The sequence below is a fragment of the Streptomyces sp. NBC_00080 genome (assembly GCF_045041255.1).
Lineage (GTDB): Bacteria > Actinomycetota > Actinomycetes > Streptomycetales > Streptomycetaceae > Streptomyces > Streptomyces coriariae.
In genome coordinates, this window is record NZ_CP108235.1 from 5,808,952 (window position 1) to 5,823,461 (window position 14,510).

The following is a 14,510-nucleotide window of genomic DNA, read 5'->3' on the forward strand; positions in this document are numbered from 1 at the left end:
GGCTCCTCCCACCACCGTGGGAGGAGCCCCTTCCGCAGGTACGGCTAGCATCAGCGCCATGTCTCGAATCGACGGCCGCACCCCCGAACAGCTCCGCCCCGTCACCATCGAACGTGGCTGGAGCAAGCACGCCGAGGGCTCCGTCCTCGTCTCCTTCGGCGACACGAAGGTCTTCTGCACCGCCTCCGTCACGGAAGGCGTCCCCCGCTGGCGCAAGGGCAGCGGCGAGGGCTGGGTCACCGCGGAGTACTCCATGCTCCCCCGCGCCACCAACACCCGCGGCGACCGCGAGTCCGTCCGCGGCAAGATCGGCGGCCGCACCCACGAGATCTCCCGCCTCATCGGCCGCTCACTGCGCGCGGTGATCGACTACAAGGCGCTCGGCGAGAACACCATCGTCCTCGACTGCGACGTCCTCCAGGCCGACGGCGGCACCCGCACGGCGGCCATCACCGGCGCGTACGTCGCGCTGGCGGACGCCATCACCTGGGCCCAGGGCAAGAAGCTCGTCAAGGCCGGCCGCCAGCCCCTCACCGGCACGGTGAGCGCGGTCTCGGTCGGCATCGTCGCAGGAGTCCCGCTCCTCGACCTCCGCTACGAGGAGGACGTCCGCGCCGAGACCGACATGAACGTCGTCTGCACCGGTGACGGCCGCTTCGTCGAGGTCCAGGGCACCGCCGAGGCCGAGCCGTTCGCCCGCGAGGAACTCAACTCCCTGCTGGACCTGGCCGTTCTGGGCTGCACGGAACTGACTGTCCTCCAGCGCACGGCACTTGATACGGTCCTCGAAAAGTAAAGGGAACACCAAGAGGGGTGGCGGGCGCGAGCAACCGGCACGCCCGCCGACGCGTCTTGGCCAGTACACCAACGGGGGCCTCCTGGGCCTGGCAAGGGGAGGAACACACTGATGTCCACGGCCGCGAGCCGACGCCCGAAGCGGCGTCGCCGAACCGTCATAGCCGCCACCACGGCGGCCGTCGCCCTCACCGTGGGACTGACGGCGACCGGCTGCGACGCAGTCAACAAGGCCCTGGACTGCGTCCAGACCGCCGACTCCATCGCCGACAGCGTCACCGACCTCCAGCAGGCCGTGGAGAACGCCGCGAACGACCCCACACAGACGGAGGAGTCGCTGACCTCCATCGAGAACAACCTCGACAAGATCGGCGACAAGACGGACAACACCGACGTCAACAAGGCGGTCGACGACCTCCAGACCGCCGTCGCCAACGTCCGCACCGCCGTCGAGAACGGCGACAACACCCCCGACCTCAGCCCCGTCACCGATGCAGCGGGCGAGCTGACGAAGGTCTGCACCCCGTAGGAGACGCCGGGCGGAACTGGGGATACTGGGCGCATGACCCGCCTGATCCTCGCCACCCGCAACGCCGGAAAGATCACCGAACTGAGGTCGATCCTCGCCGACGCAGGCCTGCCCCACGACCTCGTCGGCGCGGACGCCTACCCCGACATCCCCGACGTCAGGGAAACCGGCGTCACCTTCGCCGAGAACGCGCTGCTGAAGGCCCACGCCCTCGCGCAGGCGACGGGGTTGCCGGCCGTCGCCGACGACTCGGGCCTCTGTGTCGACGTCCTGAACGGCGCCCCGGGCATCTTCTCCGCCCGCTGGGCCGGCAAGCACGGCGACGACCGGGCCAACCTGGACCTGCTCCTGGCCCAGCTCTCGGACATCGCCGAGGAACACCGGGGCGCCCACTTCGCCTGCGCGGCGGCCCTGGCCCTCCCGGACGGCACGGAACGCGTCGTCGAGGGCCGCCTCACCGGCACCCTCCGCCACACCCCGACCGGCACCAACGGCTTCGGCTACGACCCGATCCTCCAGCCGGCCGGCGAGACGCGCACCTGCGCGGAACTGACGCCGACAGAAAAGAACGCGATCAGCCACCGCGGCAAGGCATTCCGGGGGCTGGTGCCGGTGGTTCGGGAGTTGCTGGGCTGAGCCAACGAACCAGGCCCTGCACCTTGGAATCGAAGGTGCAGAGCCTGTTTCTTTTGTACGCCCGGTCGGATTCGAACCGACAGACACAACTACCTAAAAGTTGCCGCTCAGCCCTTGGCGTACGGGCGCCAGTGCTGCGGCCTACTTTACTGGGCTAGGTCGCTCTGCGTCCGCCCCCTCTGCACCAGGTGTCGGTGACGGCGTGGCAGTTAGGACACAACAACCGCGGGTTCTCCCAGCGGTCATCGCTCCAGTCCCCGTTGATGTGATCGACCTCCAGGGTCATGGGCTTGCCGAGCCACTCGGGGCCCGTGCCGCAGTCCGCGCAAGCCTCAGGTACGCCGACCTCGTGCAGTGCTCGGCGCAGTAGGCAGGTCCTGGTCCGGCGCTTGCCGTCGTGCTGGACAAGGATCTCTGCGGGCCGTCTCCACATGTCAGGCCGAGTCTTGCCCCGCTGGTGGGCTTGCCCCAAGAAATGCGCGGTTTCGAGACCTTCCTCGGCGATCCACTGACGCAACAGCGCGCGTTGCCCGCCGTTGTCCGGGCGTTCCGGACGGCGTAGAGCCTCGGCGATGGACATGGACTCGCCAATGGCAGCTCGCAACTCATCGGGTGTGGGGCGGAGCCGCCTGCCGCAGCCGCTGAAGTGCGAGATGTCGATGCCGAAGTGAGCGAATCGCCGGGTGAGGTAGCGGTTGAGCTGTGCGTAGGGTCGGGTGCCGAAGAAGGCGATGACCTCTTCGAGGTTCGAGCACTGTGCGGAGGCCTCCGCCAATCGCTCTCGGGTGTATTGCGTGCCGCTGGTCACGAGGTACGAACCTTGCCGCGACCTCGGTAATTGGGCGTCGTCGAGTGGCAGTTGGGACACAGGAAGCGCAGGTTCTCGATACGGTTGTCTCGCCAGTTGCCGTCGATGTGGTCCACCTCCAGCGGTAGCGGACGCCCTTGCCGTACCGTGCCGACCTGGCACAGGGCACACTGCTCCGAGATGCCCAAGGCTGTCATTGCCCACCTGAGGCGGTCGCTCTGGATGCGTCGAGCGCCGGTCGGAGGTTGCTCGACCAGCAGCTTTTCTGGCGTCCGAGGGCGCCGTGCTGCACCCCGCCGGGTCTGCAACTGAAAATGCGACGTGTCGATCCCGTACGCCTTGATGCGGCGGCTGATGTGCGTGTGGTGCCCGCCGACGATCTCCAGGCCGAGCTGCCGCAACACCTCGCTCATGTTCGCCGAGGTGGCCACCGCAGACTCCAGGATCTCCCGCGTCCACTTCACCCCCTACCGCTCGAAGTGCGATGTATCCACCCCGAGCTTGCGCATCCGCTCCCGGACATAGCGCCGCGTCGAACTTCCCGGTTCCACCCCCAGCCTCCCCAAGGCCTCCGTCAGCGTCCGAGCCCCCCGGGCCGCCTCCTCCAGTCGTTCCCTGGTGTATGCGCTCGCGCCCATCGAACCCCCTCCGTCCCCGACCACCCGTTCGTGGTCTCGTACGGAGTAACGAACCGTTTATCGGACAGTCACGCCCGAAAAGTGAAGCGGCCCGGGTCGGGGTTCCGACGCGGGCCGCCTGGGGGAGTGAGGGGCTCAGATGCCCAGGTCCTTGATGATCTTGGCTACGTGGCCGGTGGCCCGGACGTTGTACAGGGCTCGTTCGACCTTGCCGGTCTCGTCGACCACGATGGTGGAGCGGATGACGCCCATGTACGTCTTGCCGTAGTTCTTCTTCTCGCCGTACGCCGCGTAGGCCTCGGTGACGGTCTTCTCGGGGTCGGCCAGCAGGGTGACCTTCAGGGACTCCTTGTCGCGGAACTTGCCCAGCTTCTCGGGGCTGTCGGGGGAGATGCCGATGACGTCGTACCCGGCGCCGGTCAGCAGTTCCAGGTTGTCCGTGAAGTCGCAGGCCTGCTTCGTGCAGCCGGGGGTAAGCGCCGCCGGGTAGAAGTAGACGATGACCTTGCGGCCCTTGTGGTCCGACAGGGACACCTGGTTGCCGTCGGCGTCGGGGAGGGTGAAGGCGGGGGCCACGTCCCCGGGCTGGAGTCGCTCGCTCATCGGGCCAGCGTAACCGGGGGTCCTGACAGTGCGACGGCGGGCAGAGCTGACAGACTGTCCAGAACAAGACACAGCTGACTTCGGAGGCCTTACCGTGGCGGAGACGTCGGACACCAGAACCCCGGCGCAGATCGAGGCGGACATCAGGGCCCGCCGCGAGGTGCTGGCGGAGACGCTGGACGAGATCGGGGTGCGGGTGCATCCGAAGACCATCGTCGGGGACGCCAAAGCCAAGGTCGTCGCCAACGTCGATCACACGCTCGGGAGGGCCTACGTCCAGGTCAACCGTGCCGTGAGCGAGGTACGGGCGCAGTTCGTGAACGAGGAGGGCGCGCCCCGGCTGGAGCGGGTCGTGCCGGTGACGCTCGTGGTCGTCGGCGTGGTGGGGCTGCTCGCGTTCAGCGGGCGGCGCCGCAAGGGCTGATCCCCTGCGCTCCTCGTGCGTCTGCGCGGGGTAGGTTCAGTGGTGTGAGCGCCAAGAGAGACGACCTGAGTACCACGCACGACAAGCTGCCCATCCGGATGCTGCACGACCGTGTGCTCGTGAAGCAGGAGACCGGTGAGGGTGAGCGGCGTTCGGGTGGCGGCATTCTGATTCCCGCCACCGCGGCCGTCGGTCGTCGTCTGGCGTGGGCCCAGGTCGTCGCCGTGGGGCAGAACGTGCGGACCGTGGAGCCGGGGGACCGGGTGCTGTACGACCCCGAGGACCGTGCGGAGGTCGAGGTGCGGGGCGTCGCGTACGTGCTGATGCGGGAGCGCGATCTGCATGCCGTGGCGGCCGACCGGTTCGAGGGCTCGGAGGACTCGACCGGCCTGTACCTCTGACCGGCCTGTACCTCTGATGTAGTCGGCGAGAAGGGCTGGTGACCATGGTCACCAGCCCTTTTGTCGTTTCTTTGCTACGTTTGGAAGGAGCCCGACGAGACGCGCCGTACCGGGATGCCGCAGGAAAAGACGACGCATCGCTGTGTCAGTGCGTTCGCGCTCGCGTCTCGGAGGTGTCTTTCCATGGCCTGGGTTCTGCTCGTCGTCGCCGGTCTGCTGGAAGTCGGCTGGTCGGTCGGGATGAAGTACACGGACGGGTTCACGCGGCTCGTCCCGAGTCTGTTCACCGGCGCCGGCATCGTGGCCAGCATGCTGCTGCTGTCGTACGCCGCCCGTTCCCTCCCCATCGGTACCGCCTACGGCGTGTGGGTCGGGATCGGGGCGGCGGGGGCCGCGGTGGTCGGCATGGTGGTGCTGGGGGAGCCGGCGACCGCGGCCCGGATCTTCTTCGTGTGTCTGCTGCTGGTCGCCGTGGTGGGGCTGAAGGCGACCAGCGGTCACTGAGGGACGTCAGTCCCAGCCGGTGGCTGTCAGCTGGGGGCCGGTCGTCGTGCCCACCGTGTTGCCGGTGTCTCCGGTCGCGCCGTCGGAGGTGCCGGTGGACGTGTTGCCTGCGGTGGTGCCGGAGCTGGTGCCCGAGGTCGTTCCGCTGGTCGCCGTGCCGCCGTCGGTGGTGCCGGTGGACGTGTTGCCGGTCGTCGTGCCGCCCTCGGTGGTGCTGCCGGAGGTGGTGCCTGCGGTGTTGCCGCCGGTGGTCGTGCCGCCGTTCGTCTGTCCCTGGGTCTGGCCCTGCGTCTGGCCCTTGGTGGCGTCGGTGTCCGGCGAGCTGCCGTCGGACTCCTCGTCGGTGGGCTCGTCCTCGGAGGGCGGGGCCGAGGGGTAGGCGGACTGCTCGCCGCCCTCCTGGATCTGGAGGTTGAAGTCCGTGGCCGGTTCGCCCTTCAGGGCGTTCTTGGTGAACTGGGCCCAGATCTCGGTGGGTGCGCCGCCGCCGTTGATGCGGGGCAGGCCCATCGCGCCCCTGAGGGACTTGTGGGCGGCGGTCTGCGGGTCCTGGCCCATGACGGCGACCACGGTGGCGAGGTCGGCGGTGTAGCCGGCGAACCAGGCCGCGGTGTCCTCCTCGGCGGTGCCGGTCTTGCCCGCGGCGGGCCGGTCGGCGGCGAGGGCCGCGGTGGCGGTGCCGTTCTGGACGACGCTGCGCAGGACCGAGGTGGTGGTGTCGGCGGCCTCGCGGCTGACGACCTGGGAGGACTTCTGCTCGGGCAGGTCCACCACGTCGGAGCCGTCCTTGGTGACCTTCTCGATCAGGGTGTACGTGCCGTGCTTGCCGTGGTTGGCGAGGGTGGCGTAGGCCTCCGCCATGTCCAGGACGCTGGCGTTGGCCGTGCCGAGGGCGATGGAGGGGTAGGGCTGGAGGTCGGGGGTGTCGGTGGGCAGGCCGAGCGCGATCGCGGTCTGCTTGACCTTCGCGGGGCCGACGTCGACGGCCATCTGCGCGTACACCGAGTTCACCGACTTGTCGGTGGCGGTGCGTACGTCGATGTTGCCGTAGTTGACGTAGTCCTCGTTCTCGGGGGCGTAGGTGCCGCCGGACCAGCCCTGGATGGGGCGCTTGTTGGTGCCGTCGTAGATCGTGTTGGGGGTGATCTGGCGGCCGTCCTGGGTCTCGGAGTCGTTCTCGACGGCCGAGGTGAAGACGAACGGCTTGAAGGTGGAGCCGACCTGGAAGTCCTGGCGGGTGGCGTTGTTGGTGTACTGCTTGACGTAGTCGATGCCGCCGTACAGGGCGAGGACCTTGCCGGTCTTGGGTTCGACGGCGGCGCCGCCCGCGCGGACGTAGGTGTCGACCTTGCGGTTCTTCTTGTCGAGCTTCTTCATCAGCTTGTCGTTGACGGCGTCGACGAAGGCGTTCTGCTTCTTCTTGTCGATGGTGGTGGTGATGCGGTAGCCGCCGGCGTCGAGTTCGTCCTGGGTGACGATCTTGTTCTCGCGCAGGTAGTCCTTGATCGCGTTGACGAGGTAGCCGCGCTGTCCGGACATGCCGGTGTCGGCGCCCGAGGTCTCCTTGACCGCGGGGAACTTCATGCCGGTGCGCGCGGACTCGCTGAGCCAGCCCTTGGTGACCATGCCGTCGAGGACGTAGTTCCAGCGGGCCTCGGCGGCGGCCTTGTTCTCGGGGTGGGCGATGATGTCGTACTCGCTGGGCGCGTTGACCAGGGCGGCGAGGTAGGCGCCCTGGGCGGGGGTGAGCTTGGCGGCCTCGACGCCGAAGTAGGCCTTGGCGGCGGCCTGCATGCCGTAGGCGTTGCGGCCGAAGTAGCTGGTGTTGAGGTAGCCCTCGAGGATGTCGTCCTTGGAGGTCTCGCGGTCCAGCTTGATGGAGATGAAGAACTCCTTCACCTTGCGGGTGACGGTCTGTTCCTGCGCGAGGTAGTAGTTCTTCACGTACTGCTGGGTGATCGTGGAGCCGGACTGCTTGCCCTTGCCGGTGGCGGTGTTCCAGCCGGCCCGGAGCATCGCCTTGGGGTCGATGGCGGACTCGGTGTAGTAGTCGCGGTCCTCGGCGGCGAGGACGGCGTGCTGGGCGTCCTTGGAGATCTGGGCGAGGTCGACGTTCTCGCGGTTGACGGTGCCGTCGCGGGCGATCTCGGTGCCGTCGGCGTAGAGGTAGACGTTGGACTGCTTGGTGGCGAGCGCGTTGGCCGGCGGGATCTTGACCATGGAGTAGCCGAGGAAGAAGAGTCCGGCGAGCACGAGGACGCCGAGGACGAACGTGCCGAGCACCATCCGCCAGGTGGGCAGGAGCCGGCGCAGTCCGGTCCGCTTGGGTCGCTTCATCTTCTTGCCTTCCTCGCCACTTCCTCCGTCACCCGCCTCGGGGGCTCCGGGTGCCGAGCCCTCGGTGGGCTGCTGCGGCTGTGGCTCGTCACTCATGTGTTGCTGGACTCCTGTTTCGCGTCGTACGTTCCCGTACGCCTCTTAAGCCTCGTAACGCCTTCTGCGTCCCCTGTTGAAGACTCTCGCACCAAGCTTTCCGTTCCCGACAATCGGCGCGCGTTCGGTCACACGTCGTGCCCGGAAAACGCGTGGCACGCGGCGGGAGCGGCGCACTAGGCTCCTGCGCTTCGGTGTCGAAGAGGGCACCAAGGGTGACTAGCGGGCGAGGAGGACGGTTGCCTTGGGATCGGCGCGGTTGTACGCGACCGTCGCGGCGGGGGGTTTCAGAAGGTACGCGACCTATCGGGTGGCGACGGCCGCGGGGGTGTTCACCAATACCGTTTTCGGCCTGATCCTCGTCTACACATATCTGGCGTTGTGGGACGAGCGGCCGCACCTGGGGGGCTATGACCAGGCGCAGGCGGTCACCTATGTGTGGCTGGGGCAGGCGCTGTTCGCGACGCTGGCGATCCAGGGCGGCGGTTTCGAGACCGAGCTGATGGAGCGGATCCGTACGGGTGAGGTCGCCATCGACCTGTACCGGCCGGCCGATCTCCAGGCGTGGTGGCTGGCGGGTGATCTGGGGCGGGCGTTGTTCCAGCTGCTGGGCCGCGGGGTGCTGCCGTTCGTCTTCGGGGCGTTGTTCTTTCCGGCGGCGTTGCCCCACGATCCGGTGATCTGGCTGGCCTTCGCGGTGACGATCGGGCTGGCGATGGTGGTCAGTTTCGGGATCCGGTTCCTGGTGGCGTTGAGCGGGTTCTGGTTGATGGACGGTACGGGTGCGGTGCAGGTGCTGATGGTCACCGGGATGTTCTTCTCGGGGATGGCGCTGCCGCTCAACGCGTTTCCTCAGCCGCTGGGTGACATCGTGACGCTGCTGCCGTGGTCGGCGTTGCTGCAGATGCCCGCGGACGTGCTGATGGGGCGGACGGATCCGCTGTTCGCGTTCGTCTTCCAGGCGGGTTGGGCGGTGGTGCTGCTGGCGGTGGGCCGGCTGGTGCAGGGGGCGGCGACGCGGCGGGTGGTGGTGCAGGGTGGGTGAGGGCGGCCGGCTGGTGGAGGGGTTGCGGGCCTATCGGCTGATCGCCGGGATGTGGATCCGTTCGACGCTGGCCTACCGGGTGTCGTTCGTGCTGACCGTGGTCGGTGGTCTGCTGGTGACCGGGCTGGACTTTGTCGCGATCTTGCTGATGTTCTCGCAGGTGGATGTGCTCGGCGGTTACACGCTGCCGGAGGTCGCGTTTCTGTACGGGTTGTCGGCGACCTCGTTCGGGCTCGCCGACCTGTCGATCGGTTCGGCGGGCCGGCTGGGTTCGCGGGTGCGGGACGGCACGCTCGACACGTTGCTGGTGCGGCCCGCGCCGGTGCTGGCCCAGGTCGCCGCGGACCGGTTCGCGCTGCGTCGGGTGGCCCGGCTGATCCAGGGCACGCTGGTGCTGGGCTACGCGTGGGTGGCGCTGGACGTCGACTGGACGCCGGCGAAGGTGGCGCTGGTGCCGGTGATGCTGGTGTGCGGCGGGTTGATCTTCGCGGCGGTGTTCGTGGCGGGCGCGGCGTTCCAGTTCGTGGCGCAGGACGCGTCCGAGGTGCAGGCCGCGTTCACGTACGGCGGTCAGACGTTGTTGCAGTATCCGCCGACCGTGTTCGGTACGGAGCTGGTGCGCGGGGTGACGTTCGTGCTGCCGTTGGCGTTCGTCAACTGGGTACCGGCGGCCTATGTGTTGGGGCGGCCCTATCCGCTGGGGCTGCCGGAGTGGGCGGCGTTCGCTCCGCCGCTGGTGGCGGTGGCGTGCTGTGCGGTGGCGGGGTCGGCGTGGCGGGCGGGGCTGCGGACGTATCGGAGTACGGGGAGTTGAGGAGAGCCGTGTCTGAGGGTGCGACGGTGTCGGAGAGCGCGTTCATCGAGGTGGACCGGGTCGAGAAGGTCTTCGACGTGCGCAGGAGGACCGGTTTTCTGCAGCGGGAGCTGCGGCGGGTGCGGGCGGTGGACGCGATCTCGTTCACCGTGGCGCGCGGTGAGATGGTCGGGTACATCGGGCCGAACGGCGCGGGGAAGTCGACGACGATCAAGATGCTGACGGGGATCCTGACGCCGAGCGGGGGCCGGTTGCGGGTCGCCGGGATCGACCCGTCCCGTGAGCGGACGCGGCTGGCGCATCGCATAGGGGTGGTGTTCGGGCAGCGTACGACGCTGTGGTGGGACCTCCCGCTGATCGACTCCTACCGGCTGATGCATCGCATGTACCGGATCCCGGACGGCCGTTACCGGGAGAACCTCGACCGGCTGGTCGAACTACTCGATCTGTCTGCGTTGTTGGAGGTGCCGGTGCGTCAGCTGTCGCTCGGCCAGCGGATGCGCGGGGACATCGCGGCGGCTCTGCTGCACGATCCCGAGGTGCTCTATCTGGACGAGCCGACGATCGGTCTGGACGTGGTCTCCAAGGCGCGGGTGCGGGAGTTCCTGCGCGAGCTGAACACCGAGCGCGGCACGACGGTCCTGCTCACCACGCACGACCTCCAGGACATCGAGCAGTTGTGCTCGCGGGTGATGGTCATCGACCACGGTCGTCTGGTCTACGACGGTGCGCTGGCCGGGCTGCACGAGGCGGGGGAGAGCGAGCGGACGCTGGTGGTGGACCTGGAGCGGGAGCTGCCGCCGGTCGAGGTGGGGGAGGCGGCGCGGGTGGTGAAGGTGGACGGGCCGAGGCAGTGGCTGGCGTTCCCGGCGTCGGAGTCGGCGGCTCCGCTCGTCGCCCGGATCGCGGCGGAGTATCCGCTGGTGGACCTGTCGGTGCGGGAGCCGGACATCGAGGCCGTGATCGCCAGGATGTACCAGGACCGGGAGACGCCGAGGGAGACCGTAGTGCCGGCGCCCGGGAACTCGTAGGCTGCTGATATGACCGACGACGCAGCCCCGGGCCTGCCGGATCTCCGTGCCTCCGACGCCGATCGCGAGCGGGTCGCCGAGGTCCTGCGGGACGCCCTCGCGGAGGGCCGGCTCGACATGACGGAGTTCGAGGAACGGCTGGAGGAGACGTACAAGGCGCGCACGTACGGGGAGTTGGCGCCGATCACCCGGGATCTGCCGGTCGCCGGGGTCATGCCGCCGCCCGTCGTGTCGCTGCACAAGGAGCCGATCGAGGAGGGGAGTTGGGCCGGGCGGATCGTGGGCGGCGAGGGTTCGTCGGCCTGGGCGGTGGCCGTGATGTCCGGCTTCCAGCGCAGGGGCCGCTGGACGGCGCCCCGGCGGTTCAACTGCTTCGCCTTCTGGGGCGGTGGGGAGATCGATCTGCGTGAGGCGAACTTCGCCGCCGGTGAGATCGAGATCAACTGTGTCGCGATCATGGGCGGGGTGCAGATCACGGTGCCGCCGGGGGTCGAGGTCGTGGTCCGCGGGATCGGCGTGATGGGCGGCTTCGACCAGCGGGAGACCGGTGTTCCCGGTGACCCGGGCGCGCCGCGGGTGGTCGTCGGCGGGTTCGCCTTCTGGGGTGGGGTCGGCATCGAGCGCAAGAAGACGCGGGCCGCCCGGCGGCAGGAGAAGCTGGACCGCAAGGCGGCGAAGCGCGAGCTGCAGTCGTCGGCCCGGGACGACGAGGGGGAGACCCACCGCCGGATACTGGAGGACCACAAGGACCTCCTGCACGGGCACGGCCTCGGCCGGGGCCACGGTGCGGCGGCCGGGCCCCGGGACGAAAAGCGCGAGCGCCGCTACGAGGACTGAGCCCGTCCCGGGAGCCGCTCGCTCTGAGCCCTGCGTGGGGCTCGGCGGATGTCACAGCCGGGCGGGTGCCGCTCCCGTCAGTTTCGCCAGGTCGACGGTCTCCGCCATTTTGCGGTAGCCCCGGTCGCTGGGGTGGAGATGGTCGCCCGAGTCGTACTCCGGGCGCAGGCTGCGCGGGTCGTACGGGTCGCGCAGCGCACGGTCCAGGTCGACGACGGTGTCGAACACCCCGTCCGCCCGGATCGCCTGGTTGACGCGTTGCCGTACGTCCTCGCGGCCGTCGTTGTAGCCGCGGTGGCCGCGGAACGGCATGAGGGTGGTGCCGACGACCCTGATGCCGTGGGCGTGGGCGCGGTCGACGAGGGTGCGTAGGCCGTCCACGACGGTCTGCGGGTCGGCGAGCCCCGGGTCGCGCAGGATGTCGTTGATGCCGAGGTCGATGACGACGACCTTGACGTCGGTGCGGCCGAGGACGTCCCGTTCGAAGCGGTTGACGGCGGCGGCGCCGCGGCGGGAGTCGTCGGTGAGGACCCGGTTGCCGCTGATGCCCTCGTTGACGACGCCGTAGCGGGGCGCGTCCCTGCCGGCGGCGACGCTCGCCCGCAGCCGGTCGGCGAGGACGTCGGGCCAGCGGCGGTTCGCGCCCGCGGTGGAGGTGACGCCGTCGGTGATGGAGTCGCCGAGGGCGACGAGAGTGCCGTCGGCCTCGTTGCTGAGCACGTCGAGGGCGGTCAGGTAGCGCCAGCGGTCGCCGGCCGCGGTGAACGCGGCGCCGCTGGCGTCCTCGGTGGACTCGCCCTCGGCGACGTAGTTGGTCTGCCGGGCGTGCGGGTGGTAGGTGACCGGCCCGGCGGAGGTGGGCGAGTAGGTGCTGACCAGGACGTCGGAGTCGTGCGGGACGACGACGGTGACGGCGTCGCTGACCGTCTGCCCGCCGGCCGGGACGACGACGGTGGTGGCGCCGCCGAAGGTGAGCCGGCGCAGCGTGTCGGGGACCGCTGCCGCGCTCCCGCCGCCGGCCGAGACGGCGAGGGTGGCGTGTGTCACGGTGAGCGGTCCGGTGCCGTAGAGGTTGGACAGCGTGACGCGGGCACTCGTTCCGCCGACGCTGGTGTGTACGACGTTGCGGACCGTGCGGCCGGCCATGCCGTCGGTCTCGGTGCCGGGTTCGCCGCTGACCGGGGAGGCCGCCCAGGTGCCGACCCAGACGCCCGTCGAGATGGGGGCGGCGCTGCCGGGGCCGGGTGCCGCGGCGCGGGTGACGGCCCGGGGGTCGAGTCCGGGACCGTGGTCGGAGGCGGCGGAGACGTATATGGCGGCGGACAGGCCCACGACAAGGGCGATGATCGCCGACAGGAGGGCGCCGTGTCTTGTGGGGGACACCCCCACACCCCCAACGTGTGGCCTGGTCATGCTGGGGGTTCTCCTCGGTGAAGGGAGCGGCGCGGCTCCGGATCATGCGGTCATGCGTGGATGCGTTCAGCGTTCATGCGGTGATGTGTTCACGCAGGAGTTCGCCGTTGAGCTCCCCACCTGAGAGACGCCGGGAACTCTTGTTCCGTTCCAGGAGTCGGTCAAGCAGGGACAATATCTGCGTGCGGGACACGGGTGGCACGGGGCGTCGACCGGAACGGATGGAACGGATGGATCGTACGGAAGCGGAGCGGCCGGCCGGCACCGGGGCGGCGCGCACGATGACCGTCTTCAGCGCCGCCGACGAGGAGAAGCGGCGCGGGGTGCGCCGGATGAAACTGACCGCGGCCGGGCTGCTGCTGTTCGTGGCCGTGGTGTACGTGCTCGCCGAGTGGGCCTCCCATCGGGGCGCGGGCCCCTGGGCGGGTTATGTGGCGGCCGCCGCGGAGGCGGGCATGGTCGGTGCGCTCGCCGACTGGTTCGCGGTCACGGCACTCTTCCGCCACCCGCTGGGCCTGCCCATCCCGCACACCGCGATCATCCCGAACAAGAAGGACCAACTGGGCGTCTCGCTGGGCGAGTTCGTCGGGGAGAACTTCCTCTCCGAGGACGTCGTACGGCAGCGGCTGCGCGCGGTCGGCATCGGCACCCGGCTGGGCGCCTGGCTGGCCGATCCGGAGCACGCCGACCGGGTGACGGCCGAGCTGGCGACGGCGCTGCGGGGCGCGCTCACGGTGCTGCGCGACTCGGATGTGCAGGCGGTGGTGGGGGAGGCGATCACGCGGCGTGCGGACGCGCAGGAGATCGCGCCGGGCATCGGGAAGATGCTGGAGAAGGTCGTCGTGGACGGCGGTCACCGGCGGGCCGTGGACCTGGTGGTGACCCGGGCGTACGACTGGCTGGTGCTGCACGGCGACTCGGTGATGGGCGCGGTGGAGGGCGGTGCGCCCGGCTGGACCCCCCGTTTCGTCGACAAACGGATCGGTGAGCGCGTCTACAAGGAGCTGCTGCGGTTCTGCGGGGAGATGCGGGACATGCCGTCCCATCCGGCCCGGGGCGCCCTCGACCGGTTCCTCACCGACTTCGCCTCCGACCTCCAGTCCGACACGGACACCCGGGCACGGGTGGAGCGGCTCAAGGGCGAGGTGCTGGGCCGGGGCGAGGTGCAGGACCTGATCGCGTCCGCCTGGACCGCCGTGCGCTCCATGATCGTCGCGGCGGCGGAGGACGAGCGCAGTGAGCTGCGGCTTCGGGTGCGGGCCTCGCTGCTGTCCCTGGGGGCCCGGATGGCCACCGAGCGCAAGGTCCAGGAGAAGGTGGACAGCTGGGTCGAGGGCGCGGCGGTGCACGTGGTGACGACGTACCGGAGGGAGATCACCTCCCTGATCACCGACACGGTCGCGGGCTGGGACGCGGAGCACACCACCCGCAAGATCGAGGCCAACATCGGCCGCGACCTCCAGTTCATCCGGATCAACGGCACCGTGGTGGGCTCGCTGGCCGGGGTGCTGATCTACACCGTGGCGCGCGCCCTCGGGGCGTGAATCGGCCGGTCGCGGGAACCTGATCCGCGTGCCGCCCGATGGGGAGCGTGCCGAG

At 69.5% G+C, this 14,510-nt stretch carries 15 protein-coding genes, 1 tRNA gene, 1 pseudogene and 1 riboswitch; of the genes and pseudogenes, 11 read left to right on the forward strand and 6 right to left on the reverse strand.

Annotated features, from left to right (window positions below):
- The first annotated feature begins 58 nt into the window (after positions 1 to 58).
- The 3 genes from rph (at position 59) to rdgB (ending at position 1,960) form a co-directional block, all read left to right on the forward strand.
- Positions 59 to 796 (forward strand): ribonuclease PH, encoded by a 738-nt coding sequence (rph, locus tag OHU34_RS25960; RefSeq protein WP_142264541.1) that lies wholly within the window; start codon positions 59 to 61, stop codon positions 794 to 796.
- Positions 797 to 907: 111 nt separating this feature from the next.
- Complete coding sequence (locus tag OHU34_RS25965) at positions 908 to 1,324, forward strand: hypothetical protein (RefSeq protein WP_142264540.1); 417 nt, start codon at positions 908 to 910, stop codon at positions 1,322 to 1,324.
- A 33-nt stretch (positions 1,325 to 1,357) separates the two neighbouring features.
- Entirely contained in the window at positions 1,358 to 1,960 is a 603-nt protein-coding gene (gene rdgB, locus OHU34_RS25970; protein ID WP_142264539.1) for an RdgB/HAM1 family non-canonical purine NTP pyrophosphatase, read from the forward strand.
- Between the two features lie 56 nt (positions 1,961 to 2,016).
- On the opposite strand, the gene OHU34_RS25975 is transcribed toward rdgB, so the two are convergent.
- The 4 genes and pseudogenes from OHU34_RS25975 to bcp form a co-directional block, all read right to left on the reverse strand.
- Positions 2,017 to 2,089 (reverse strand) — tRNA-Leu (locus tag OHU34_RS25975).
- 25 nt (positions 2,090 to 2,114) lie between these two features.
- Positions 2,115 to 2,768 (reverse strand): HNH endonuclease, encoded by a 654-nt coding sequence (locus tag OHU34_RS25980; protein ID WP_405768523.1) that lies wholly within the window; start codon positions 2,766 to 2,768, stop codon positions 2,115 to 2,117.
- Positions 2,765 to 3,406, reverse strand: a pseudogene (locus tag OHU34_RS25985) (HNH endonuclease signature motif containing protein). Before OHU34_RS25985 ends, OHU34_RS25980 begins: the two are co-directional and overlap by 4 nt.
- Positions 3,407 to 3,541: 135 nt before the next feature.
- Entirely contained in the window at positions 3,542 to 4,009 is a 468-nt protein-coding gene (gene bcp, locus OHU34_RS25990; RefSeq protein WP_054240203.1) for a thioredoxin-dependent thiol peroxidase, read from the reverse strand.
- A gap of 94 nt (positions 4,010 to 4,103) precedes the next feature.
- Between bcp and OHU34_RS25995 the strand changes: the two genes are divergently transcribed.
- From OHU34_RS25995 to OHU34_RS26005, 3 genes are all read left to right on the forward strand, one after another.
- Entirely contained in the window at positions 4,104 to 4,433 is a 330-nt protein-coding gene (locus tag OHU34_RS25995) for a DUF3618 domain-containing protein (protein ID WP_405768525.1), read from the forward strand.
- A gap of 98 nt (positions 4,434 to 4,531) precedes the next feature.
- Positions 4,532 to 4,834, forward strand: a complete 303-nt coding sequence (locus tag OHU34_RS26000) for a co-chaperone GroES (protein ID WP_372481747.1) — start codon at positions 4,532 to 4,534, stop codon at positions 4,832 to 4,834.
- Between the two features lie 63 nt (positions 4,835 to 4,897).
- Positions 4,898 to 4,973, forward strand: a riboswitch (guanidine-III (ykkC-III) riboswitch).
- A 44-nt stretch (positions 4,974 to 5,017) separates the two neighbouring features.
- Positions 5,018 to 5,338 (forward strand): multidrug efflux SMR transporter, encoded by a 321-nt coding sequence (locus OHU34_RS26005; protein WP_015660107.1) that lies wholly within the window; start codon positions 5,018 to 5,020, stop codon positions 5,336 to 5,338.
- A 6-nt stretch (positions 5,339 to 5,344) separates the two neighbouring features.
- Here the strand turns inward: OHU34_RS26005 and OHU34_RS26010 are convergent, their stop codons facing one another.
- Positions 5,345 to 7,771, reverse strand: coding sequence for a transglycosylase domain-containing protein (locus OHU34_RS26010; RefSeq protein ID WP_405768528.1), 2,427 nt, complete (start codon positions 7,769 to 7,771; stop codon positions 5,345 to 5,347).
- Between the two features lie 244 nt (positions 7,772 to 8,015).
- Here OHU34_RS26010 and OHU34_RS26015 point away from each other — a divergent pair, with 244 nt between their 5' ends.
- The 4 genes from OHU34_RS26015 to OHU34_RS26030 are packed head-to-tail and all read left to right on the forward strand — an operon-like array spanning position 8,016 to position 11,498.
- Positions 8,016 to 8,816, forward strand: coding sequence for an ABC transporter permease (locus OHU34_RS26015; protein ID WP_405768531.1), 801 nt, complete (start codon positions 8,016 to 8,018; stop codon positions 8,814 to 8,816).
- Positions 8,817 to 8,865: 49 nt separating this feature from the next.
- Positions 8,866 to 9,630 (forward strand): ABC transporter permease, encoded by a 765-nt coding sequence (locus OHU34_RS26020; RefSeq protein WP_230195643.1) that lies wholly within the window; start codon positions 8,866 to 8,868, stop codon positions 9,628 to 9,630.
- A gap of 8 nt (positions 9,631 to 9,638) precedes the next feature.
- Entirely contained in the window at positions 9,639 to 10,661 is a 1,023-nt protein-coding gene (locus tag OHU34_RS26025; RefSeq protein WP_230195598.1) for an ATP-binding cassette domain-containing protein, read from the forward strand.
- Between the two features lie 9 nt (positions 10,662 to 10,670).
- A complete protein-coding gene (locus OHU34_RS26030; protein WP_142264532.1) occupies positions 10,671 to 11,498 on the forward strand; it encodes a DUF1707 domain-containing protein in 828 nt (275 codons plus the stop codon).
- Between the two features lie 51 nt (positions 11,499 to 11,549).
- Here the strand turns inward: OHU34_RS26030 and OHU34_RS26035 are convergent, their stop codons facing one another.
- Positions 11,550 to 12,911 (reverse strand): SGNH/GDSL hydrolase family protein, encoded by a 1,362-nt coding sequence (locus OHU34_RS26035; protein ID WP_405768534.1) that lies wholly within the window; start codon positions 12,909 to 12,911, stop codon positions 11,550 to 11,552.
- 221 nt (positions 12,912 to 13,132) lie between these two features.
- Here OHU34_RS26035 and OHU34_RS26040 point away from each other — a divergent pair, with 221 nt between their 5' ends.
- Positions 13,133 to 14,455: a DUF445 domain-containing protein gene (locus tag OHU34_RS26040; RefSeq protein ID WP_405768535.1), complete on the forward strand. Its 1,323-nt coding sequence runs from the start codon at positions 13,133 to 13,135 to the stop codon at positions 14,453 to 14,455.
- Positions 14,456 to 14,510 lie beyond the last annotated feature (55 nt).